Raw genomic sequence first — 24,398 nt, 5'->3', positions numbered from 1 at the left:
GTATAACTAACAATTGGGATTTTCCTACATGACCTCGCTCGACAGCTTCAAATGCAAAAAGACCCTCAAGGTCGGCGCCAAGACCTATGTCTATTACAGCCTGCCCACGGCCGAGAAGAATGGTCTGAAGGGAATTTCGAAACTCCCCTATTCGATGAAGGTGCTGCTGGAAAATCTCCTCCGCAACGAGGACGGCCGCACGGTCAAGAAGGAAGACATCGTCGCGGTGTCGAAGTGGCTGCGCAAGAAGTCGCTGGAGCATGAGATCGCATTCCGCCCGGCCCGCGTGCTGATGCAGGATTTCACCGGCGTGCCGGCCGTGGTTGACCTCGCCGCGATGCGCAACGCGATGCAGAAGCTCGGCGGCGATGCCGAGAAGATCAACCCGCTGGTGCCGGTGGACCTCGTCATCGACCACTCCGTGATCGTGAACTTCTTCGGCGACAACAAGGCCTTCGGCAAGAACGTCACCGAGGAATACAAGCAGAATCAGGAGCGCTACGAGTTCCTGAAGTGGGGCCAGAAGGCGTTCTCGAACTTCTCCGTCGTGCCGCCCGGCACCGGCATCTGCCATCAGGTCAATCTCGAATATCTCTCCCAGACGGTCTGGACCAAGAAGGAGAAGATGACGGTCGGCAAGAAGACCGGCACCTTCGAGGTCGCCTATCCCGACTCGCTGGTCGGCACCGACTCCCACACCACCATGGTCAACGGTCTCGCCGTGCTCGGCTGGGGCGTCGGCGGCATCGAGGCCGAAGCCTGCATGCTCGGTCAGCCGCTGTCGATGCTGCTGCCCCACGTCGTCGGCTTCAAGCTGAAGGGCGCGATGAAGGAAGGCGTCACTGCGACCGACCTCGTGCTGACAGTCACGCAGATGCTGCGCAAGCTCGGCGTGGTCGGCAAGTTCGTCGAGTTCTTCGGCCCCGGCCTTGATCACCTGTCCGTCGCCGACAAGGCGACCATCGCCAACATGGCCCCCGAATATGGCGCGACCTGCGGCTTCTTCCCGGTCGACGCTGCTGCGCTCGATTACCTCAAGACCTCCGGCCGCGCTCCGGCGCGCGTCGCGCTGGTGCAGGCCTATGCCAAGGCGCAGGGCCTGTTCCGCACCGCCAAGTCGGCCGATCCGGTGTTCACGGAAACGCTGACCCTCGACCTCGGCGACGTCGTTCCCTCGATGGCCGGTCCGAAGCGTCCCGAAGGCCGCATCGCGCTGCCGTCGGTCGCCGAAGGCTTTTCGCTCGCGCTCGGCACCGAGTACAAGAAGACCGAAGAACCCGGGAAGCGCTTTGCCGTCGACGGCAAGAACTTCGAGATCGGTCATGGCGACGTCGTGATCGCCGCCATCACCTCCTGCACCAACACCTCGAATCCGAGCGTCTTGATCGGCGCCGGCCTGCTTGCGCGCAACGCTGCCGCCAAGGGCCTCAAGGCTAAACCGTGGGTGAAGACCTCGCTCGCCCCGGGCAGCCAGGTGGTCGCGGCCTATCTCGCCGATTCCGGTCTGCAGTCCGATCTCGACAAGGTCGGCTTCAACCTGGTGGGCTTCGGCTGCACCACCTGCATCGGCAATTCCGGTCCGTTGCCCGAGGAGATCTCGAAGTCTATCAACGACAACGGCATCGTCGCGGCCGCCGTGCTCTCCGGCAACCGTAACTTCGAAGGCCGCGTCTCGCCGGACGTGCAGGCCAACTATCTCGCTTCGCCGCCGCTGGTCGTCGCCCACGCGCTCGCGGGCAGCGTCACCAAGAACCTCGCCGTCGAGCCGCTCGGTGAGGGCAAGGACGGCAAGCCGGTGTACCTCAAGGACATCTGGCCGACGACGAAGGAGATCAACGCCTTCATGAAGAAGTTCGTGACCGCGTCGATCTTCAAGAAGAAGTATGCCGACGTGTTCAAGGGCGACACCAACTGGCGCAAGATCAAGACCGTCGAGAGCGAGACCTATCGCTGGAACATGAGCTCGACCTATGTGCAGAACCCGCCCTATTTCGACGGCATGAAGAAGGAGCCTGAGCCGGTCACCGACATCGTCGAGGCGCGCATCCTCGCCATGTTCGGCGACAAGATCACCACCGACCACATCTCGCCGGCCGGTTCGATCAAGCTCACCTCGCCCGCCGGCAAATATCTCAGCGAGCACCAGGTGCGTCCGGCCGACTTCAACCAGTACGGCACGCGTCGTGGCAACCATGAAGTGATGATGCGCGGCACCTTCGCCAACATCCGCATCAAGAACTTCATGCTGAAGGGCGCTGACGGAAATATCCCGGAAGGCGGTCTCACCAAGCACTGGCCCGACGGCGAGCAGATGTCGATCTACGACGCCGCGATGAAGTACCAGCAGGAGCAAGTGCCGCTGGTGGTGTTCGCCGGTGCCGAATACGGCAACGGCTCCTCGCGCGACTGGGCTGCGAAGGGCACGCGCCTGCTCGGCGTCCGCGCCGTGATCTGCCAGAGCTTCGAGCGTATCCACCGCTCCAACCTGGTCGGCATGGGCGTGCTGCCGCTGACCTTCGAGGAAGGCACCTCCTGGTCCTCGCTCGGCCTGAAGGGCGACGAGAAGGTCACGCTGCGCGGCCTGGTCGGCGAGCTGAAGCCGCGCCAGAAGCTGACCGCGGAGATCGTCTCCGGCGACGGTTCGTTGCAGCGCGTTTCGCTGCTTTGCCGCATCGATACGCTGGACGAGCTCGATTACTACCGGAACGGCGGCATTCTGCACTACGTGCTGCGCAAGCTCGCGGCCTAAGCGCGAATTTGTGAACGGTGGCTCACCGCGACGTGAGTAGAAGGTTAAACGAGGGCGGCCTATCACAAGGCCGCCTTCGTGCGTTGCGACAACGCCTCCGATGGCTCCGGCCGGCGGAAAACCTCGCCCTGGACGGTTGAATGTACGATGCCCGTAAGACTACGGTGACCATCAGGCGATAGGATATTCCCCCCACGCGTGCGAGGTGTGACGTTCAACATGACTGCAATGATGGCTTCTAATCTGGTTTCGCGCTGGTCCGGTGCACTCTGGTCGGGAGCGCTCGGCATCTGTGCCATCGTCGCCGTCATCCGTCCCGCCGAGGCTGATCCCCGCGCCGTGGTCGAGCTCTTCACATCGCAGGGCTGCTCGTCCTGCCCGCCCGCCGACCAGGTCATCGGCGATCTCTCCAACGACCCGTCGATCATCGCGCTGAGCATGCCGATCGACTATTGGGATTATCTCGGCTGGAAGGACACGCTTGCGGATTCGCGCTTCTCGGCGCGGCAGCGCGCCTATTCGCGCATGCGCGGCGACCGCGAGGTCTATACGCCGCAAGTCGTGGTCAATGGTTCGACGCATGTCATCGGCAGCGATCGCGTCGGCATCGAGAGCGCGATCGGCAAGACCGACAAGGGCACGGGCGTGATGAGCGTGCCGGTGACGATGTCGCTTGCCGGCAAGCAGATCAACGTCTCGGTGGCGGCGAGCAAGGAGTCGGCGGTCTCGCACGGCGAGGTCTGGATCTGCTCGATCACGAAATCGGTGCCGATCGCAATCAGCCGCGGCGAAAATCGCGGACAGCAGATCACCTATCACAACGTCGTGCGCAACCTGCTCAAGGTCGGCGACTGGAATGGACGTCCGGAAAGCTGGACGGTGCCGTTGGAAAATCTCACGCGCGACGGCGTCGACGGCGCTGTGGTCTATGTCCAGGACGGCAGCCGTGAGAAGCCGGGTGCGATGCTCGGCGCAGCCTACACGTCGCTCCACTAGATCCGATTATCCCTTTAGCGCCGCACTCAATCTAACTCCTCATGGTGAGGAGTGCGCCCTCGCGCGCAGTCTCGAACCATGAAAGGCCCGCTGCTGAAACTCGGCCTCGATCCTTCGAGACGCCGCTTCGCGGCTCCTCAGGATGAGGGGAGAGTGTGTTCGCGCTGACACGAGAGAGAGAGCGTTGGTAGGTCGTGCCGCAAACGTCCCGACACAAACCAAAAAGGACCAACTTGCGTTGGCCCTCCTTGTCGCGCGTACAGACCCGATCCCGACGGCCCCGGGGGGCTGGGGGCTGAGGAATCCGGAACCGAAAGGACCGGGTCAACGCACATAGGTCTTTTCGCAATGCAGGGCGGCAGGCGCTTGGCGGAAAAGCGGCGATATCAAGATTCCTTCTAACGATCCCGTGACGGTTTGCCGCGACAGAGTTCCACTCCTGCGTGTGCTCCGTTTCGCACCCGATTCAATGAGTTGAGTGAAGAGCCCCTTGCGGCGGGGAACAGTTGGCGCGATCATGCAACTGTCATGATCCGCGGTTCCGGGGACGGTCTTCGCGGATGCGGTCATGCCGCGAGATGAGGAGGCGCTCGATGAGTCTGACGCCGGAGGATGCCGATCCGAGCGAGCAGCGCGCAGTGGCGCGCCCCGCCGCTGCGAATGCCCAACCCAACCGGGTGACATTCAACCGGCTGGAACTAAACCGCATCCTCAACCTTTACGGCCGCATGGTCGCCGACGGCGAGTGGCGCGATTATGCCATCGACTTCCTGAAGGACCGTGCGGTGTTCTCGGTCTTCCGCCGCGCCTCGGAGGTGCCGATCTACCGCATCGAGAAAGATCCGCGGCTGGCGCGCAAGCAGGGCATGTACAGCGTGATCTCGGCGACCGGCCTGATCCTGCGCCGCGGCCACGAGCTCGAGCGCGTGCTGCTGGTGATCGATCGCAAGCTGGCGGTGGTGTAGCCGCACGAGCGGTGCCGTAGGGTGGGCAAAGGCGCAAAACGCCGTGCCCACGTCCTTTCCCTGTCGTCGCAAATGGTGGGCACGCTTCCGCCTTCGCTCTCCGAGCTACGGCGGACAAGTCGCTTTGCCCACCCTACGAGACTGTCCTACTTGGTTGGCACGGTGCTCGCGCCCTCGCCGAGGTCGCGTTGCATCATCACCGTGTCGAGCCAGCGGCCGAATTTCAGGCCAACATTGGGATGCGTGCCGATCATCTTGAAACCGCCGCGCGTGTGCACGCCGATCGAACCGGCATTGGCGGAATCGCCGATCACCGCGATCATCTGGCGGAAGCCGCGCGCCTCGCATTCGGTGATCAGCCGCTCCAGCAGCAACGAGCCGATGCCGCGGCGGTGGAACGAGGGATCGAGATAGATCGAGTTCTCGACCGTGAAGCGGTAGGCCGGCCGCGGCCGGTAGGCGCCGGCATAGGCATAGCCGGCGACGCGGCCGTCGAGGATGGCGACGAAATAGGGATAGCCGCCGTCGATCAATGCGCGGTAGCGGCGCGTCATCTCGGCGAGGTCGGGCGGTTCCAGCTCGAACGTCGCCGTGCCCTCGCGAACGGCCTGCTGGTAGATGGCGGTGATGGCGGGAAGGTCGGCCTCAATGGCGGGCCTGATCTCAGGTGCGGACATGGGAGGAAGATTAGAGCCTTCCCGAGACGGCTGGAAGGGGGCGAAGCCGCCTCGCCGCCGTCATTGCGAGCGCAGCGAAGCAATCCAGAAATGCGCCCGCGGAGGGTCCCTGGATTGCTTCGCTGCGCTCGCAAGGACGAGGAGAGAGGTGACGCTCGTAGCCCGGATGAAGCGCAGCGAAATCCGGGGCCGTCGTATCCGCAGATAGGCCTGTCCCGGATTGCGCTTCGCTTCATCCGGGCTACGGGCGTGCGGCGCATCCCGGCCCAAACAAAAACCCCGGCCTCTCGGCCGGGGTTCGTATCCGTTCCCTCGTCGAAGCGCTTAGTCGCGCTGGCCGAGGAGCTGCAGGAGCAGCGTGAACAGGTTGATGAAGTTCAGGTACAGCGACAGCGCGCCGGTAATGGCCGCACGCTCTGCGATGTCACCGCCGGCCGAGGCGTAGCCGTAGATGTAGTCGTTCTTCAGCCGCTGGGTGTCCCAGGCGGTGAGGCCAGCGAACACCAGCACGCCGACCACGGACACGATGAACTGCAGCATCGAGCTCACCAGGAACAGGTTGACCAGGCTCGCGATGATGATGCCGATCAGGCCCATGAACAGGAACGAGCCCATTCCGGTCAGGTCACGCTTGGTCGTGTAGCCGTAGAGGCTGAGCGCGCCGAACGTGGCCGCGGTGATGAAGAACACCCGCACGATCGAGGTGTGCGTGAACACCAGGAAGATCGAGGATAGCGAGATGCCCATCAGCGCCGCGAACACCCAGAACAGGATCTGCGCGGTCGAGGGGGCGAGGCGGTTGATGCCCGCCGAGATCACGAACACCATTGCGAGCGGCGCGAGCATGAACAGCCACTTCAGGGGGCTGACGAACATCGCGTAGCCGAACGGCGTCAGGAACAGCTTGCCGACGCGGACGGCTTCCGGAGTCGGAACGTCGGTCACGGCGGCCATATAGACGCCGAGCGCGGCCAGGCCGGTGATGGCGAGGCCGATGCTCATGTAATTGTAGATGCGCAGCATATAGGCGCGCAGGCCGGCATCGACCGTCGCGGCGTCAACACGCCCGGCGGCCCTGCCGAAAGGAGAAGCGTAGTTACGGTCTAGGTCCGACATGGTCGAATTCCCGTTGGTTAGCCCGGTCCGGCATGAGGGTCGCCATGCCGCCGGTTCGTCAAATTCTATCTCGGATACCGATCTGTGCCGACTAAATTCTGGCTCATAATCGGGGCTCCGAACCCATTGGATATGTGGGAAACTAACACATTCGCTGCAACCGTCCACGCGCGGCTGAATGTCGCCCTCGCCCGCAATCCTGGCGAGCAGACGTGGTTAATCGCTGGAATCGTGCGATTCCGACATCGCGGGGTCGCCCGCTACCATTTGTCACAAATTCCGCAACACCGTGGCGGGCTTTTTGTTCAATGCCAGCAGCGTCCCGGCGAGCCCAAGTCCGACCGTGACCACCAGGGCCGCCGCGACCACGCCGGCCGCGCTGCCGGCCTGCCAGATGAAACTCAGTGTCATCAGCCGCGTCACGATCATCCAGGCCGCGATGCTGCCGGCGATCACGCCGAACACCGCGGTGGCAAGTCCGATCAGCAGGTATTCGAGGGCATAGGCGCCGAGCAGCCGCAGCCGGGTCGCGCCGAGGGTCTTGAGGATCACCGCATCGTAGACCCGGTGGCGGTGGCCGGCGGCGAGCGCGCCGCCCAGCACCAGGATCGCCGAGATCAGGGTCACCGCGCTGGCGCCGCGGATCGCGAGCGCCAGATTGGTCACGACCGAGCCGACCGTCTCCATCACCTCGCGCACGCGAACGCTCGTCACCATCGGATAGGCGTCGGCGACCTGCTTGATGATCTTGCCGTCGCCGGCCGCAGTGCCGCCGGCCTCGGTGAGCGTCGCGATATGGGTGTGGGGCGCGCCCTTGAAGGCGTTGGGCGAGAACACCAGCACGAAATTGATGCCCATGCCCTGCCAGTCGATGGTGCGCAGATTGCCGATTTTGGCCGGGATGTCGCGGCCGAGCACGTTGACCACGATCTCGTCGCCGAGCTTGAGACCGAGCCCGTCGGCGATTTTCTTCTCCATCGAGACCAGCAGCGGGCCGGAATAGTCGGCGCTCCACCATTCGCCCTCGACCACCTTGGAGCCCTTCGGCAGCTCGGCGGTGTAGGTCAGGCCGCGGTCGCTTTGCAGCACCCATTCGGAATCGGTGGTGGGCTTGAGGTCCTCGGCACGGATCCCGCGCGCGGCGACGATGCGCCCGCGCAGCATCGGCACGTCCTCGACCTTTGCGCCCGGCGCGATCCGGCGCAGATAGCCGTCGAACTGCTCGGCCTGCGTGCTCGGGATGTCGATGAAGAAGAACGACGGCGCGTGCTCGGGGAGGGCCGCAAGGAACTGCCGGCGCAGATTGCCGTCGATCTGGGTGATGGTGACGAGCACGGCGAGCCCGAGCCCGAGCGACAGCACGACGGAGGGCGTCAGCGCGCCCGGCCGGTGGATGTTGGCGATCGCCAGCCGCAGCATCGGCAGGCGCGTGCGCGGCAGCCGGCGCGCGATCGTCATCAGCAGGGCGGCGATGCCGCGGAGCAGGGCGAACACGACGACGGAGGAGGCCACGAACACCGCGGCGATGCGCTTGTCGAAGGACAATCCGATCACGACCGCGATCAGCAGCGCGATCACGCCGGCCATGAACACGAGATAGCTCCAGCGCGGCCGGTGCCATTCGGAGCTGATGGTGTCGCGGAACAGCGCGGCGACCGGCACGTCGTGCACCCGCCCGAGCGGCCACAGGCCGAAGGCGAGCGCCGTGAGCAGGCCATAGACGAAGGACAGCGCGAGCTCGTCGGCATGCACGGCCGGCACCACCGGCAGCGGCAGCAGCTTTCCGAACAGGCCGACGATGGCGAACGGCATGGCGGCGCCGAGCGCAAGGCCGATCACCGAGCCAATTCCCGCCAGCAGCAGGACCTGCGCCAGATAGATGCCGAACACGTCGCGGCCGGTGGCGCCGACCGCCTTGAACGCCGCGATGACCTCGAGCCGGCGGTCGATATGGCTCTTGACGGCATTGGCGACGCCGACGCCGCCGACCAGGAGCGCGGCGAGGCCGACCAGCGTCAGGAATTGCGTGAAGCGGTTGATGTTGCGCTCGAGCTGCGGCGAGGCATTGGAGCGGCTGCGGATCTCCCAGCCGGCCTGCGGCGCGGCGTTGCGCGCGTCCGCGATGAAGGCGTCGGTGGCGCGCTCGCTGTTGCCGGTGTCAGGCAGCTTCACCCGGTACACCCAGCGCACCAGGCTGCCGGGCTGGATCAGGCCGGTGGCGCGCAGGCCCGCCTCGCTGATCAGGAAGCGCGGCCCGAAACCGATGCCGCCGGCGAGCTTGTCGGGCTCGGCTTCGACAGTGCTGCGGATCTGGAAGGTCGCGCTTCCGATGGTGACGCGGTCGCCGGTCTTCAGCGACAGCCGCGCCAGCAGCGTCGGATCGGCGGCGGCACCGAACGCGCCGTCGCGCTCCGCGAGCAGGTCGGACATCGGCAGCGGCGGCGCCAGCGTCAGCTGACCCAGCATCGGATAGGTGTCGTCGACCGCCTTCATCTCGACCAGCGCGAGCTGGCCGTCGGCGGAGCGTGCCATGCCTCGCAAGGTCGCGGCTGTCGAGACGGTGCCGCGCGAGCGCAGGAAGGAGACTTCCTCGGGCTTCGCCTCGCGCTGGAACAGCACGAAGGAGACGTCGCCGCCGAGCAGCGTGCGGCCCTCGCGCGCGAGACCGTCGCTCAGGCTTGCCGACACCGAGCCGACGCCGGCGATGGCCATCACGCCGAGCGCGATGCAGGCGATGAAGACATAGAAGCCGCGCAGGCCTCCGCGCAATTCGCGCAGCGCGTAGCGCAGCGACAGCGCGACGCCGTTGGGCTTCGCGAACGGTTCGGCCGCGATGCTCATGCCGGCGCAGACTGGGTGTCGATGCGGCCGGAGCGCAGGCGAATCACGCGATCGCAGCGCTGTGCGAGCGAGGAATCGTGCGTGACCAGCACCAGCGTCATGCCGCGCTCGGCGTGTTTGTTGAACAGAAGATCGACGATCTGTTTTCCGGTGGCCTCGTCGAGATTGCCGGTCGGCTCGTCCGCGACGAGGATGGCGGGATCGGGCGCCAGCGCGCGGGCGAGCGCGACGCGCTGCTGCTCGCCGCCGGACAGTTGCGTCGGATAGTGATGCAGGCGATCGCCGAGCCCGACCGATTGCAGCTCCTGCGCCGCGCGTCTTGCAGCGTCAGGGTTGCCGGCGAGTTCGAGCGGCACGGCGACGTTCTCGAGCGCCGTCATGGTCGGGATCAGATGGAAGGACTGGAAGACGATGCCGACCTGGCGGCCGCGGAAGCGGGCCAGCGCGTCCTCGTCGAGGGCATTGAAAGGCGTGCCTGACACCACCACCTCTCCGCTATCAGGACGCTCCAGCCCCGCCATCACCATCAGCAGCGTGGATTTGCCCGAGCCTGACGGGCCGATCAGGCCGATCGTCTCGCCCGAGGCGACCCGCAGGCTGATATCCTTGAGGATGTGAACGCGTGCCGCGCCCGTACCCAATGAAAGATTGACGTTGGAGATGGCGATGGTGTCCGGCACGGTGCCGGCGAGCGAAGAGGTTTCGATGCGACTGTCCATGGTCCGGTCATATGGCAACTCCGCATACGCGGTCGAGAGGCGTTACGGATTGTTCATGCACATAGCCGTGTTGATGTTCGCTTTGATGACGGCGGCGGATCCGGCATGGGCCGAAGCGGCAAAGCCGGTCAGGCTTGTCGTTCTCGGCGATTCCCTGAGCGCCGGCCTCGGCCTCCCGGCCCAGGACGCATTCCCCACAAAACTTCAAAAATCCTTTCAGGCCAAAGGCATAGCGGTCGACATGACCAATGCCGGCGTGTCCGGCGACACCTCGTCCGGCGGCCGAGACCGGCTCGACTGGTCGGTCCCGGACGGAACCGACGGCGTGATCATCGAGCTCGGCGCCAACGACGCGCTGCGCGGCATCGACCCCGATTTGACGCGGACCGCGCTGACCGACATCGTCCAGCGATTGAAGGCACGCAAGATCGCGGTGATGCTGTGCGGCATGCTGGCGCCGCCGAATTACGGCGCGGACTACGCCACGCGCTTCAATTCGATTTATCCGGATCTTGCGAAAAAATTCGACGTGCCGCTCTATCCGTTTTTCCTCGACGGCGTCGCGGCCGACGCCAAGCTCAACCAGGCCGACGGCATTCATCCGACCGCGGCCGGCGTCGACATCATCGTTAACAACATCATGCCCACCGTGGAGGCATTTTTGCGCAACATAAGCGAGCAGCGCCGCTGAAAAGCGGGCAGCGCTAACCGTAATTCCCAGGGTTTTACCGGGGTGAGGCGCGCGATGCTTCGCAGAGTCACACAACTGCGATAGGAATCAGGGTACCGGTGATTCGTCGCCGGCTCTACAATTTGGATATGATCCTTCCCAGGGATCGTGCCCAAGCATCGGGAGTGCGAAACGATGCCGCGTCTGTTCACAGGTCTGGAAATTCCGGCCGAGATCGGCCAGACGCTTTCCAATTTGCGGGGTGGCCTTCCCGGCGCCCGCTGGGTCGATCCCGAAAATTATCATGTTACCCTGCGCTTCATCGGCGATATCGACGGCATGTCCGCCAACGAGATCGCATCGATGCTGTTTCGCGTCGATCGCAAGCCCTTCGAGGTGAAGGTGCAGGGGCTCACGAGCTTCGGCGGCCGCAAGCCGCGCGCGGTGGTCGCAACCATCGCGCCGAGCAAGCCGCTGATGGAATTGCAGGCCGAGCTCGAACGCATGATGCAGCGGATGGGCCTCGATCCTGAAGGCCGCAAGTTCACCCCGCATGTCACGCTGGCCCGGCTGCACGACGCGTCCGACCGCGACGTCGCCGACTATCTCTCGCTGCGCGGTTACTTCCCGAGCAAGGCGTTCATGGCCGAACGTTTTGTCTTGTTCTCGTCACGCGCATCGACCGGCGGCGGCCCCTATGTAGTCGAGGACGCCTACGAGCTGTGTGAGTAGCACCGCTCTCGTGCCCCGGACGCGGTGCAGCGCGTAGCGGTGCGCCGCAGAGCCGGGGCCCATCGCGACACGGCAATGAACGAAACAGTGGGTCCCGGCTCTGCGCAGCGTCACTGCGTGCCGCAGCGCGTCCGGGACACGGAACGCATAGCGCCCCGCACCAATTGACGGCTTGCAATTTCCGCGCATCTCTGGCGGAAAAGAGCCATGCTCTCCACCCCCAGTTCCTCATTCCACGAGGCGTACCAGGCCCAGATCGCGTCCGGCGCGATCGAGCCCGATGCTGCGCAGGCCGAAATCGCCGAAGCCTATGCGGCCCTCGACCACCGGCTCGCGAATTACAAGCCGCAGCGCAAGCAGGGTCTGCTCAGTCGTCTGTTCAGCGGCGACAAGGACGAGGCGCCGCGCGGGCTCTACGTCCATGGCGAAGTCGGCCGCGGCAAGACCATGCTGATGGATCTGTTCTTCCAGCACAGTACCGTCGAGCACAAGCGCCGCGCGCATTTCCACGAGTTCATGGCGGAAGCGCATGAGCGCATCTACGATTATCGCCAGGGCATCTCGCGCGGCGAGATCGCCGATGGCGACGTCATCGCGCTGACCGCGAACGCGATCTTCGAGGAAAGCTGGCTGCTCTGCTTCGACGAATTCCACGTCACCGACATCGCGGACGCGATGATCCTCGGCCGCCTGTTCGCAAAACTGTTCGAGCTCGGCACCGTGGTCGTCGCGACCTCCAACGTTGCGCCCGACGATCTCTACAAAGGCGGCTTGAACCGTTCGCTGTTCCTGCCCTTCATCAAGCAGATCACCGACCACATGGACGTGCTGCGGCTCGATGCGCGCACGGATTTCCGCCTGGAAAAGCTTCAGGGCGTGCCGATGTGGCTGACGCCGGCCGACGGCGATGCGGACGCAGCCCTCGACCGCGCCTGGTCGAAGATGACCGGCGGCGCCAAATGCAAGTCGCGCAATATTTCGTTCAAGGGCCGCATCCTGCACGTGCCGTGCTCGGCCCATGGTGTGGCGCGGTTCGGATTTGCGGATCTCTGCGAAAAACCGCTCGGCGCGTCCGACTACCTCCGCCTCGCGCACGACTATCACACCATCCTGGTCGACCATATTCCAGTGATGGATTTTTCCCAGCGCAACGCCGCCAAGCGTTTCATCACGCTGATCGATACGCTCTATGACAATGCCGTGAAGCTGATGGCCTCGGCTGATGCCAATCCGATCTCGCTCTACCTCGCCCACGAGGGCAACGAGGCCATGGAGTTCAAGCGGACGGCGTCGCGCCTGATCGAAATGAGCTCGGAATCCTATCTGGCGCTGCCTCACGGCCGCAAGGATTCCACCGCCAGCGGCTCCACCAAGGGCCTGGTGGAGACTTAAGTCCTATTTGCCAGCGCTGTCATTCCGGGGCGTCGCGAAGCGACGAGCCCGGAATCCGTACTCCCGCTGGTGGTTATGAATTCTCAGATGCGCAATTGCGCATCGTAGCTCGCGACTTTCGTCGCGCCCCGGAATGACAGGGATGCGCTTCAATATTCGCCAAGCCCGACAATTGGGCATCCACCGACTTGAACGGGGGGAGCGAAAGGGATAACCACCCGTCTCAGTTTTCCCCTCCTTAACGTGTCTAAAGGACAGGTTCACATGGCGCGCGACAAGATTGCTTTGATTGGCTCCGGTCAGATCGGCGGAACGCTGGCTCATCTCATCGGCCTGAAAGAACTGGGCGACGTGGTGATGTTCGACATCGCCGAGGGCGTGCCGCAGGGCAAGGCGCTCGACATCGCCCAGTCCTCGCCGGTCGACGGTTTTGACGCGCACTATACCGGCGCCAATTCGTACGAAGCCCTCGACAACGCCAAAGTCTGCATCGTCACCGCCGGCGTGCCGCGCAAGCCCGGCATGAGCCGCGACGATCTCCTCTCCATCAACCTCAAGGTCATGGAGCAGGTCGGCGCCGGCATCAAGAAATACGCCCCCGACGCCTTCGTCATCTGCATCACCAACCCGCTCGACGCGATGGTGTGGGCGCTGCAGAAGGCTTCGGGCCTGCCGCACAAGAAGGTCGTCGGCATGGCCGGCGTGCTGGATTCCTCGCGCTTCCGCTACTTCCTGGCCGACGAGTTCAACGTCTCGGTCGAGGACGTCACCGCCTTCGTGCTCGGCGGTCACGGCGACACCATGGTGCCGCTGGTGAAGTACTCTACCGTCGCCGGCATTCCGCTGCCCGACCTCGTCAAGATGGGCTGGACCTCGCAGGCGCGCCTCGACGAGATCGTCGACCGCACCCGCAACGGCGGCGCCGAGATCGTCAATCTGCTCAAGACCGGCTCGGCCTTCTACGCGCCTGCCGCCTCCGCGATCGCGATGGCCGAGAGCTATCTGCGGGACAAGAAGCGCGTGCTGGCCAGCGCCGCCTACCTCAACGGCGAATACGGCGTGAAGGATATGTATGTCGGCGTGCCCGTCGTGATCGGCGCCAAGGGCGTCGAGCGCGTCGTCGAGATCGAGCTCACCGGCAAGGACCGCGAGGCTTTCGACAAGTCGGTCGGCGCCGTACAGGGCCTGGTCGATGCCTGCAAGAAGATCGCACCCGATCTTCTCGGCCGCTAAGCGCAAAAATCCCCGCCGAAGACCGAAATCCGGTCTTCGGCGGTTTCACTTCTGGGGCCTGCTTGACAGGGCAGGCGCCCGGTTCGGCAGTCCAGAGATCTCGATGTCAAAGAATCCGGGTTGCAGTTCCTGTGGTATATGGTATGCCAGCCACAAGACTGAGGTGGGCCCAAGAGGTCACCGCCCGCGGGTTCAGGGAGCGACCATATGAATATCCATGAATATCAGGCCAAAGCGCTGCTGAACGAGTTCGGCGTCGCGATCTCCAAGGGCGTCCCCGTCCTGAAGCCCGCGGACGCGGAAGCCGCCGCCAAGGCCCTCCCGGGTCCGGTCTGGGTGGTGAAGAGCCAGATCCACGCCGGCGGCCGCGGCAAGGGCAAGTTCAAGGAAGCCTCGGCCGGCGACAAGGGCGGCGTGCGCATCGCCAAGTCGGCCGCCGAGGTCGCCGAATTCGCCAAGCAGATGCTCGGCGCCACGCTTGTGACGATCCAGACCGGCCCCGCCGGCAAGCAGGTCAACCGCCTCTACATCGAGGACGGCTCGGACATCGACAAGGAGTTCTACCTCTCGATCCTGGTCGACCGCGAGACCTCGCGCGTGTCGTTCGTGGTGTCGACCGAGGGCGGCGTCAACATCGAGGACGTCGCGCACAACACGCCTGAGAAGATCGTCACCTTCTCCATCGATCCCGCGACCGGCATCATGGGCCATCACGGCCGCACCGTCGCCAACGCGCTGAAACTCTCCGGCGATCTCGCCAAGCAGGCCGAGAAGCTCACCGCGCAGCTCTACACCGCCTTCGTCGCCAAGGACATGTCGATGCTGGAGATCAACCCGCTGGTCGTGACCAAGCAGGGCCAGCTCCGCGTGCTCGACGCCAAGGTGTCGTTCGACGACAACGCGCTGTTCCGTCATCCCGAGGTGCTCGCGCTGCGCGACGAGACCGAGGAAGACGCCAAGGAAATCGAGGCGTCGAAATACGACCTCAACTACGTCACCCTCGACGGCAACATCGGCTGCATGGTCAACGGCGCCGGCCTCGCCATGGCGACGATGGATATCATCAAGCTCTACGGCATGGCGCCGGCGAACTTCCTCGACGTCGGCGGCAGCGCCAGCAAGGAGAAGGTCGCAGCCGCCTTCAAGATCATCACCGCCGATCCCAACGTGAAGGGCATCCTGGTCAACATCTTCGGTGGGATCATGAAGTGCGACGTGATCGCCGAAGGCGTCACGGCCGCCGTGCGCGAGGTCGGCCTCAGCGTGCCGCTGGTGGTTCGCCTCGAAGGCACCAATGTCGAGCTCGGCAAGAAGATCATCCGCGAATCCGGCCTGAACGTGGTGCCGGCCGACAATCTCGACGACGCCGCGCAGAAGATCGTGAAGGCCGTCAAGGGAGGCTGAGGCCATGACCCAGGACCATCTCGCCGCATCATCTCCGCTTGCAGAGCACACGCGCCTCGCCGCGTTCGCCGGCGAATGGAATGGCGAAGAGGTGGTCTTCCCGTCACGCTGGACGGAGGGTGGGCCGGCAACTTCGCATGTCGTCGCCCGCATGGACCTGAACGGATTCTACCTGATCCAGGATGCTGTCCAGATCCGCGACGGCAAGCAGGTCTTCGCCACCCACGGCCTCTTCACCTACGATCGTGAAGACCGGACCTACAAGTTGTTCTGGTACGACTCGCTTGGCTACACGCCGCCCTCGCCCGCCTCCGGCGGCTGGGTCGGCAAGACCCTGACGCTGGTGCGCGGCTCGCTCCGCGGCAATGCGCGCCACGTCTACGAAATCATCGACGACGATTCCTACTCGTTGAAGATCCAGTTCTCGCCGGACGCGGAAGGCTGGGCCGACGTGCTCACCGGCATCTACCGCCGCATCCACTGACCTCTCACTCGTTAGTTCGCGAAAGCAGACCTCATGTCCATCCTGATCGACAAGAACACCAAGGTCATCTGCCAGGGCTTCACCGGCAAGAACGGCACCTTCCACTCGGAGGCCGCGCTTGCCTACGGCACCAAGATGGTCGGCGGCACCTCGCCGGGCAAAGGCGGCGCCACGCATCTGGGCCTGCCGGTGTTCGACACGGTGCGCGAGGCGCGTGAGAAGACCGGTGCCGATGCGTCGGTGATCTACGTGCCGCCGCCGGGCGCGGCCGATGCGATCTGCGAAGCCATCGACGCGGAGATCCCGTTGATCGTCTGCATCACCGAGGGCATTCCTGTCGTCGACATGGTACGCGTGAAGCGCTCGCTGGCCGGCTCCAAGTCGCGCCTGATCGGGCCGAACTGCCCGGGCGTCATGACCGCCGGCGAGTGCAAGATCGGCATCATGCCCGCCAACATCTTCAAGACCGGCAGCGTTGGCATCGTCTCCCGCTCCGGCACGCTGACCTATGAAGCCGTGTTCCAGACCTCGCAGGAAGGCCTCGGCCAGACCACCGCGGTCGGCATCGGCGGCGACCCGGTCAAGGGCACCGAGTTCATCGACGTGCTGGAAATGCTGCTCGCCGACCCCAAGACCGAATCGATCATCATGATCGGCGAGATCGGCGGTTCCGCCGAGGAGGACGCCGCCCAGTTCCTCAAGGACGAGGCCAAGCGCGGCCGCAAGAAGCCGATGGTCGGTTTCATTGCCGGTGTCACCGCGCCTCCCGGCCGCCGCATGGGCCATGCCGGCGCGATCATCTCCGGCGGCAAGGGCGACGCCGGTTCCAAGACCGATGCGATGAAATCGGCTGGGATTACAGTGTCGCCGTCTCCCGCCCGCCTCGGTCACACGCTTGCCGAAAAGTTGAAAGGCTAATTCACTTCTTCGTACTTTTCCGGGCGAAGTTTCGTAGCAAATAGGATAAATGGTGCCTGTCGCGCTGGGCCTCTGCCGGGGAGCTCAGCGCCAGCGCCGTTTGTTATGCGCGAACCGAAATCGCCAGGAACTCAAGTATGTCTCGCCAGGACGCGAACGCAGCCTTTGCCCTCTCCTCCTTTTTGCAGGGCACCAACGCCACCTACATCGACGAAATCTACGCCCGCTACGAGAAGGACCCGTCCTCGGTCGACGCCGAGTGGCAGGAGTTCTTCAAGAGCCTCAACGACCAGCCCGGCGATATCAGCAAGAACGCCGAAGGCCCGTCCTGGGAGCGCGCCAACTGGCCGCTGACCCCGCAGGACGACCTCACCTCCGCCCTCGACGGCAACTGGGCCCAGGTCGAGAAGGCGGTCGGTGCCAAGATCGCCGCCAAGGCGCAGGCCCAGGCCGGCAACAAGGGCGCTGATTTCTCGTCCGCCGACGTGCTCCAGGCCACGCGCGACTCCGTCCGCGCGCTGATGCTGATCCGCTCCTACCGCATGCGCGGCCACTTCCACGCCAAGCTCGATCCGCTCGGCATCGAAGCCCCGCGCAACCGCGAAGAGCTCGACCCGCGCACCTACGGCTTCAGCGAAGCCGATTTCGACCGCAAGATCTTCCTCGATCATGTGCTGGGTCTCGAATACGCCACGCTGCGCGAGATCACTGCGATTTGCGAGCGCACCTACTGCCAGACGCTCGGCGTCGAGTTCATGCACATCAGCAACGCCGCGCAGAAGGCGTGGATCCAGGAGCGCATCGAGGGACCGGACAAGGAAATCTCGTTCACCCGCGAAGGCCGGCGCGCGATCCTGACGAAGCTGGTCGAAGCCGAAGGCTTCGAGAAGTTCTGCGACACCAAGTTCACCGGCACCAAGCGCTTTGGCCTCGACGGCGGTGAATCGCTGATTCCCGCGCTCGAGCAGATCATCAAGCGCGGCGGCAATCTCGGCGTGAAGGAAGTCGTGCTCGGCATGCCGCATCGCGGCCGCCTCAACGTGCTGACCCAGGTGATGGGCAAGGCGCACCGCGCGCTGTTCCATGAATTCAAGGGCGGCTCGGCCAACCCCGATGCGGTCGAAGGCTCCGGCGACGTCAAATATCACCTCGGCGCGTCCTCGGACCGCGAGTTCGACGGCAACCGCATCCATCTGTCGCTGACCGCCAACCCCTCGCATCTCGAGATCGTCGATCCCGTGGTGCTCGGCAAGGTCCGCGCCAAGCAGGACCAGCACGGCGATCCGCCGGACCAGCGTATCTCGGTGATGCCGCTGCTGATGCATGGCGACGCGGCGTTCGCCGGCCAGGGCGTGGTCGCGGAATGCTTCGGCCTGTCGGACCTGAAGGGCTACCGCACCGGCGGCTCCGTGCACTTCATCGTCAACAACCAGATCGGCTTCACCACCTATCCGCGTTACTCGCGCTCCTCGCCCTATCCGTCTGACGTGGCGAAGATGATCGACGCGCCGATCTTCCACGTGAACGGCGACGATCCGGAAGCCGTCGTGTTCGCGGCCAAGGTCGCGACCGAATTCCGGCAGAAATTCCACAAGCCCGTCGTCATCGACATGTTCTGCTACCGCAGGCATGGCCATAACGAAGGCGACGAGCCGGCTTTCACCCAGCCGGTGATGTACAAGAGGATCGCGGCGCATCCGTCGACGCTCGAGCTCTACGCCCGCCGCCTGATCAGCGAAGGCGTGATGACTGAGGGCGAGGTCGACAAGGCCAAGGCCGACTGGCGCGCGCGCCTCGATGCCGAGTTCGAGGCCGGCACCTCCTACAAGCCGAACAAGGCCGACTGGCTCGACGGCAAGTGGTCCGGCTTCAAGATCGCCGACCAGGAAGAGGATGCGCGCCGCGGCGTCACCGGCGTCGACACCGCCGAGCTGAAGGAAATCGGCCGCAAGATCACCAAGGTGCCGGATGGCTTCCGCGTCCACCGCACCATCCAGCGCTTCCTCGACAACCGCGCCAAGGCAATCGACACCGGCGCCGGCATCGATTGGGCGACCGGCGAGGCACTGGCGTTCTGCACGCTGCTCAACGAGAACCACCATGTCCGCCTGTCGGGTCAGGATTCCGAGCGCGGCACCTTCTCGCAGCGCCATTCGGTGCTGATCGACCAGGAAGACGAGAGCCGCTACACGCCGTTCAACCATCTCGGCCACGAGCAGGGCCATTACGAGGTCATCAACTCGCTGCTGTCGGAAGAAGCCGTGCTCGGCTTCGAATACGGCTACTCGCTCGCCGAGCCGAACACGCTGACCCTGTGGGAAGCCCAGTTCGGCGACTTCGCCAACGGTGCGCAGGTCGTGTTCGACCAGTTCATCTCCTCGGGCGAGCGCAAATGGCTGCGCATGTCCGGCCTCGTCTGCCTCTTGCCGCATGGCTATGAGGGTCAGGGACCGGAGCACTCCTCCGCGCGTCTGGAGCGTTATCTGCAGATGTGTGCCGAAGACAACATGCAGGTGGTCTACCCGACCACGCCGGCGAACTACTTCCACGTGCTGCGCCGCCAGCTTCATCGCGAGATCCGCAAGCCGCTGATCCTGATGACGCCGAAGTCGCTGCTGCGCCACAAGCGGGCGGTGTCGCGTCTCGAGGAGCTCGCGAAGGGAACGACCTTCCACCGCATCCTCTATGATGACGCCCAGATGCTGCCGAACGAGGCGATCAAGCTCGTCCCCGACGAGAAGGTCCGCCGCATCGTGCTCTGCTCCGGCAAGGTCTATTACGACCTCTACGAGGAGCGCGAGAAGCGCGGCATCGACGACATCTACCTGATGCGCGTCGAGCAGCTTTATCCGGTGCCGCTGAAGGCGCTGGTAGCCGAGCTGTCGCGCTTCAAGAAGGCTGAAGTGGTGTGGTGCCAGGAAGAGCCCCGCAACATGGGTGCCTGGCACTTCATCGAGCCCTATCTGGAATGGGTGCTGAACCAGGTGAACGGTGTGAGCCGGCGTCCGCGTTATGTCGGCCGCGCCGCTTCCGCCGCGACCGCCACTGGTCTGATGTCCAAGCATCAGGCGCAGTTGAAGGCGTTCCTGGACGAAGCACTGAGCTGATCTTTCTGAACCGCGTCATGCCCCGCCTCGTGCGCAATTGCGCACTGGAGCGGGGCATCCGGTACGCCGCGACGTCCGTGCAGAGTACGAACGTCCGGCTTGCTGGATGGCTTGCCTTTCGCAGGCCGATGACGACCGAATTTTTGACCGCACCGGCGATCCCTTAAGGAAAAGACCATGACTGAAATTCGTGTGCCGACGCTCGGCGAATCCGTCACCGAGGCCACCATCGGCCGCTGGTTCAAGAAGGCCGGCGATCCCGTCGCCGTCGACGAGCCCTTGGTGGAGCTCGAGACCGACAAGGTCACCATCGAGGTCCCGGCGCCCTCCGCCGGCACGCTGAGCGAGATCGTTGCCGCCGATGGCGCGACCGTTGCTGTGGGCGCGCTGCTCGGCCAGATCACGGATGGTGCCGGTGCTGCGAAGCCCGCTGCTGCTCCCGCGAAGCCCGCCGCCGCTCCGGCCGCAGCTGCTCCCGCGCCGGCTCCCGCTGCTGCGAAGGCGGCGCCGGCTGACGCCCCGCTGGCCCCGTCCGTGCGAAAGCTGTCGGCCGAGACCGGCATCGACGCTTCGACCGTTCCGGGCTCCGGCAAGGACGGTCGCGTCACCAAGGGCGACATGCTCGCCGCGATCGAGCGTGCGGCCTCGGCGCCGACCCCGGTCAACCAGCCCGCCGCCGCCGTCCAGGTCCGCGCGCCGTCGCCGGCCGATGACGCCGCCCGCGAAGAGCGCGTCAAGATGACCCGCCTGCGCCAGACCATCGCGCGCCGCCTCAAGGACGTGCAGAACACCGCGGCCATGCTGACGACCTTCAACGAGGTCGACATGACCAACGTCATGGCACTGCGCGCCCACTACAAGGATGCGTTCGAGAAGAAGCACGGCTCGAAGCTCGGCTTCATGGGCTTCTTCACCAAGGCCGTCGTGCAGGCGCTGAAGGATATCCCGGCGGTCAACGCCGAGATCGACGGCACCGATCTGATCTACAAGAACTACTACCACATCGGCGTCGCCGTCGGCACCGACAAGGGCCTCGTCGTGCCCGTGGTGCGCGACTGCGACAACAAGTCGATCGCCGACATCGAGAAGGGCATCGCCGATTTCGGCCGCCGCGCCCGTGACGGCCAGCTCAAGATCGACGAGATGCAGGGCGGCACCTTCACCATCACCAATGGCGGCATCTACGGCTCGCTGATGTCGACCCCGATCCTGAACGCGCCGCAGTCCGGCATCCTCGGCATGCACAAGATCCAGGAGCGGCCGATGGTCGTCGCCGGCAAGATCGAGGTGCGCCCGATGATGTATCTGGCGCTGTCCTACGATCACCGCGTCATCGACGGCAAGGAAGCCGTCACCTTCCTGGTCCGCGTCAAGGAGAGCCTGGAAGATCCGGCGCGCCTGGTGCTCGATCTCTGATCCCTAAAGCTCTGCGAGCGCCGTCGCCTTATCGTGCGACGGCGCGTCTCGAACCATGGAGGCGCGCGTGACCGATAAAGTCGTTGTCATCACCGGCGGCAGCCGCGGCATCGGGCGGGCGACCGCGATCGCGGCAGCCGCGCGCGGCTTTCGCGTCGTGGTCGGCTATGCCAGCAACAAGACCGCCGCCGACGAGGTCGTCGCGCAGATCGCCGCCAGCAACGGCAAGGCCATCGCGGTGAAATGCGATGTCGCCGAGGAAAGCGACATCATCGAGCTGTTCAAGGCTGCCGACAAGTTCGGCACGCTCGGTGCGCTCGTCAACAATGGCGGCATCGTCGGCCAGAGTGGCGTGCGCGTCGACGAGATGTCGGCGGAGCGCATCCGGCGCGTGATGGCGGTCAACGTCACCGGCTCGATCCTCTGCGCGCGCGAAGCGGTGAAGCGGATGTCGACCAAGCACGGCGGCCAGGGCGGCGTCATCGTCAATCTGTCATCAGTCGCTGCCAGACTTGGTGCGCCGAATACCTATGTCGACTACGCGGCGTCCAAGGGCGCGATCGATTCCTTCACCGTCGGCCTCGGCTATGAGGTCGCAGGCGAAGGCATTCGTGTCGCGGGCATCCGCCCAGGCCTGATCGACACCGAAATCCACGCCGCCGGAGGCGAGCCCGACCGCGCCCATCGTCTGGCCCATATGGTGCCGATGAAGCGCGTCGGTACCGCCGACGAAATCGCCAATGCCATCGTCTGGCTGATGTCGGACGAAGCCTCCTATGTCACCTCGGCCATTCTCGATGTGTCCGGTGGACGCTGACGCGCCGCGCGGACGCTGACACATCCCCATCACGCTAAACTCACGGGACTTTCTCTCATGGCTACCTACGATCTCGTCGTCATCGGCACCGGACCGGGCGGTTATGTCTGCGCGGTGCGCGCAAGCCAGCTCGGCATGAAGGTCGCCGTGGTCGAAAAGAACGCCACGCTCGGCGGCACCTGTCTCAATGTCGGCTGCATGCCGTCGAAGGCGCTGCTGCACGCGTCCGAAATGTTCGAGGAAGCCGGGCACTCCTTCGCCAAGATGGGTGTTTCCGTTTCCGCGCCGAAGCTCGAGCTTCCAGCGATGATGAACTTCAAGCAGCAGGGCATCGACGGCAACGTCAAGGGCGTCGAGTTCCTGATGAAGAAGAACAAGATCGACGTGCTCAAGGGCACCGGCAAGATTTTGGGCACCGGCAAGGTCGAAGTGTCCGCCGATGGCAAATCGCAGGTGGTCGACACGAAGAGCATCGTGATTGCGACCGGCTCCGACATCGCGCGCCTCAAGGGCATCGAGATCGACGAGAAGCGCATCGTGTCGTCGACCGGCGCGCTGTCGCTGGACAAGGTCCCCGGCAAGCTCTTGATCGTCGGCGCCGGCGTGATCGGCCTCGAGCTCGGCTCGGTGTGGAAGCGGCTCGGCGCTGAAGTCGTCGTCGTCGAATTCCTCGATCGCATCCTGCCCGGCATGGACGGCGAAATCGCCAAGCAATTCCAGCGCATCCTTGAAAAGCAGGGCTTTGCGTTCAAGCTTGGCGCCAAGGTCACGGCCGTCGACACTTCCGGTAAGTCGCTGAAGGCAACCATCGAGCCCGCGGCCGGCGGAGCCGCGGAGACACTGGAAGCCGACGTCGTTCTCGTCTGCATCGGCCGCGTGCCGTACACGGATGGGCTCGGCCTGAAGGAAGCTGGCGTGGCGCTGGACAATCGCGGCCGCGTGCAGATCGATCCGCATTTCGCCACCAGCGTGAAGGGCGTCTATGCCATCGGCGACGTCGTCGCGGGCCCGATGCTCGCGCACAAGGCCGAGGATGAAGGCGTAGCCGTTGCGGAGATCATCGCAGGGCAGGCCGGCCACGTGAACTACGACGTTATCCCAGGCGTCGTGTATACCACACCGGAAGTATCCTCCGTCGGCAAGACCGAGGAGGAGCTGAAGCAGGCCGGTCAGGCGTATACCGTCGGGAAGTTTCCCTTTACCGCCAACGGCCGCTCCAAGGTCAACCAGACCACCGACGGCTTCGTGAAGATTCTCGCAGATGCGAAGACCGATCGCGTGCTCGGCGTGCACATTATCGGCATCGAAGCCGGCGAAATGATCCATGAAGCCTGCGTTCTCATGGAGTTTGGCGGCAGCGCGGAAGATCTCGCGCGCACCTGCCACGCGCATCCGACCCGCTCGGAGGCCATCAAGGAAGCCGCGCTTGCGGTGGGCAAGCGGGCCATCCATATGTAGGCGACGCGCCTAGCCGAATCGGGCGGGAAACACATGCTGCGCCGCCTACTTCAACCGGTCTGGGTCCTGCTGGCGATCATCTTCCTGATCGAAGCTTGGCTGTGGGACCATCTCGAGCCGATCGTCGCGCGGGTTGTCGCAGCCATCCCGCTCGCACGTTTCAAGCAATGGTTGACGGAGCGCGTCGATGCGCTGCCGCCGGCCATGACGCTGATCGTGTTCGCGGTGCCGATCATCCCGCTGTTTCCGCTCAAGCTGATCGGCCTGTATCTGCTCACGCATGAATACTGGCTGACCGGCGTATCCACGTTTCTGTTCGCAAAGCTGCTCGGCGTCGGCGTCACTGCGTTCGTGTTCGACGTGACGCGCGACAAGCTGATGGAGATGCACTGGTTCGAGCGGCTCTACGATCTCGTGATGAAGCTGCGCGCCAGGGCCGCCGAGCTGGTCGACCCGATCAAGCACCGCATCCGCGAGCTGATCGCCGGCAACGGCGAGGGCTGGTCCGCCCGCACGCTCCGCCTGATCCAGCGCTTTCGCAAGAGCGTGCACCAGGCGCGCTGAACGCGGTGGTGACGGCGCCGCATACTTGGTGTCATCGCCCGGCTTGACCGGGCGATCCAGTATTCCAGAGACGTCAATCGAATACGGAGAAGCTGCGGCGTACTGGATGCCCCGCTTTCGCGGGGCATGACACCGTCGAT

Annotated in this window: 19 protein-coding genes; 15 read left to right on the top strand and 4 right to left on the bottom strand. The window is 64.6% G+C overall.

What is annotated here, in order from left to right:
* The first annotated feature begins 28 nt into the window (after positions 1-28).
* From acnA to AC5ZFO_RS32195, 3 genes are all read left to right on the top strand, one after another.
* Positions 29-2,749, top strand: coding sequence for an aconitate hydratase AcnA (gene acnA / locus AC5ZFO_RS32205; RefSeq protein WP_282524171.1), 2,721 nt, complete (start codon positions 29-31; stop codon positions 2,747-2,749).
* A 219-nt stretch (positions 2,750-2,968) separates the two neighbouring features.
* Complete coding sequence (locus tag AC5ZFO_RS32200; RefSeq protein WP_282524172.1) at positions 2,969-3,745, top strand: DUF1223 domain-containing protein; 777 nt, start codon at positions 2,969-2,971, stop codon at positions 3,743-3,745.
* Positions 3,746-4,338: 593 nt separating this feature from the next.
* Positions 4,339-4,710: a DUF2794 domain-containing protein gene (locus AC5ZFO_RS32195; protein ID WP_014490631.1), complete on the top strand. Its 372-nt coding sequence runs from the start codon at positions 4,339-4,341 to the stop codon at positions 4,708-4,710.
* A 146-nt stretch (positions 4,711-4,856) separates the two neighbouring features.
* Here AC5ZFO_RS32195 and AC5ZFO_RS32190 read toward each other — a convergent pair whose 3' ends face one another.
* The 4 genes from AC5ZFO_RS32190 to AC5ZFO_RS32175 all read right to left on the bottom strand — a co-directional run bounded on the left by AC5ZFO_RS32190 (position 4,857) and on the right by AC5ZFO_RS32175 (position 10,063).
* On the bottom strand, positions 4,857-5,387 hold the full coding sequence (locus AC5ZFO_RS32190) for a GNAT family N-acetyltransferase (RefSeq protein ID WP_282524173.1): 531 nt from the start codon (positions 5,385-5,387) through the stop codon (positions 4,857-4,859).
* Positions 5,388-5,711: 324 nt separating this feature from the next.
* The gene (locus AC5ZFO_RS32185) at positions 5,712-6,503 is read right to left on the bottom strand and encodes a Bax inhibitor-1/YccA family protein (protein WP_282524174.1); all 792 of its coding nucleotides are present in this window, start codon (positions 6,501-6,503) and stop codon (positions 5,712-5,714) included.
* A 270-nt stretch (positions 6,504-6,773) separates the two neighbouring features.
* Positions 6,774-9,344 (bottom strand): ABC transporter permease, encoded by a 2,571-nt coding sequence (locus tag AC5ZFO_RS32180; RefSeq protein WP_496123000.1) that lies wholly within the window; start codon positions 9,342-9,344, stop codon positions 6,774-6,776.
* Entirely contained in the window at positions 9,341-10,063 is a 723-nt protein-coding gene (locus AC5ZFO_RS32175) for an ABC transporter ATP-binding protein (protein ID WP_496122999.1), read from the bottom strand. The genes AC5ZFO_RS32180 and AC5ZFO_RS32175 overlap by 4 nt, the downstream gene beginning before the upstream one ends.
* Before the next feature lie 55 nt (positions 10,064-10,118).
* On the opposite strand from AC5ZFO_RS32175, the gene AC5ZFO_RS32170 reads away from it, so the two are divergent.
* From AC5ZFO_RS32170 to AC5ZFO_RS32115, 12 genes are all read left to right on the top strand, one after another.
* Positions 10,119-10,754 (top strand): arylesterase, encoded by a 636-nt coding sequence (locus AC5ZFO_RS32170; protein ID WP_282524176.1) that lies wholly within the window; start codon positions 10,119-10,121, stop codon positions 10,752-10,754.
* 174 nt (positions 10,755-10,928) lie between these two features.
* Entirely contained in the window at positions 10,929-11,465 is a 537-nt protein-coding gene (thpR, locus tag AC5ZFO_RS32165) for an RNA 2',3'-cyclic phosphodiesterase (RefSeq protein ID WP_282524177.1), read from the top strand.
* A gap of 207 nt (positions 11,466-11,672) precedes the next feature.
* Positions 11,673-12,857, top strand: coding sequence for a cell division protein ZapE (gene zapE, locus AC5ZFO_RS32160; RefSeq protein ID WP_282524178.1), 1,185 nt, complete (start codon positions 11,673-11,675; stop codon positions 12,855-12,857).
* A gap of 264 nt (positions 12,858-13,121) precedes the next feature.
* Positions 13,122-14,090: a malate dehydrogenase gene (mdh, locus tag AC5ZFO_RS32155; protein WP_063980412.1), complete on the top strand. Its 969-nt coding sequence runs from the start codon at positions 13,122-13,124 to the stop codon at positions 14,088-14,090.
* A gap of 207 nt (positions 14,091-14,297) precedes the next feature.
* Positions 14,298-15,494: an ADP-forming succinate--CoA ligase subunit beta gene (gene sucC, locus AC5ZFO_RS32150; protein WP_282524179.1), complete on the top strand. Its 1,197-nt coding sequence runs from the start codon at positions 14,298-14,300 to the stop codon at positions 15,492-15,494.
* Between the two features lie 4 nt (positions 15,495-15,498).
* A complete protein-coding gene (locus AC5ZFO_RS32145) occupies positions 15,499-15,978 on the top strand; it encodes a DUF1579 family protein (RefSeq protein WP_166053462.1) in 480 nt (159 codons plus the stop codon).
* 33 nt (positions 15,979-16,011) lie between these two features.
* Positions 16,012-16,896: a succinate--CoA ligase subunit alpha gene (sucD, locus tag AC5ZFO_RS32140; protein ID WP_014490620.1), complete on the top strand. Its 885-nt coding sequence runs from the start codon at positions 16,012-16,014 to the stop codon at positions 16,894-16,896.
* Positions 16,897-17,033: 137 nt separating this feature from the next.
* Positions 17,034-20,003, top strand: a complete 2,970-nt coding sequence (locus AC5ZFO_RS32135; RefSeq protein ID WP_247306796.1) for a 2-oxoglutarate dehydrogenase E1 component — start codon at positions 17,034-17,036, stop codon at positions 20,001-20,003.
* Positions 20,004-20,180: 177 nt separating this feature from the next.
* Entirely contained in the window at positions 20,181-21,419 is a 1,239-nt protein-coding gene (odhB, locus tag AC5ZFO_RS32130; RefSeq protein WP_282524180.1) for a 2-oxoglutarate dehydrogenase complex dihydrolipoyllysine-residue succinyltransferase, read from the top strand.
* A gap of 55 nt (positions 21,420-21,474) precedes the next feature.
* Complete coding sequence (locus tag AC5ZFO_RS32125) at positions 21,475-22,236, top strand: SDR family oxidoreductase (RefSeq protein WP_094183824.1); 762 nt, start codon at positions 21,475-21,477, stop codon at positions 22,234-22,236.
* A gap of 57 nt (positions 22,237-22,293) precedes the next feature.
* Entirely contained in the window at positions 22,294-23,694 is a 1,401-nt protein-coding gene (gene lpdA, locus AC5ZFO_RS32120; protein ID WP_282524181.1) for a dihydrolipoyl dehydrogenase, read from the top strand.
* Positions 23,695-23,727: 33 nt separating this feature from the next.
* A complete protein-coding gene (locus AC5ZFO_RS32115; protein ID WP_496122998.1) occupies positions 23,728-24,258 on the top strand; it encodes a hypothetical protein in 531 nt (176 codons plus the stop codon).
* Positions 24,259-24,398 lie beyond the last annotated feature (140 nt).

The organism is Bradyrhizobium sp. Unk1 (assembly GCF_059512345.1).
Note: the sequence above shows the minus strand (reverse complement) of the source record. Positions and strands in the feature narration are given on the sequence as shown.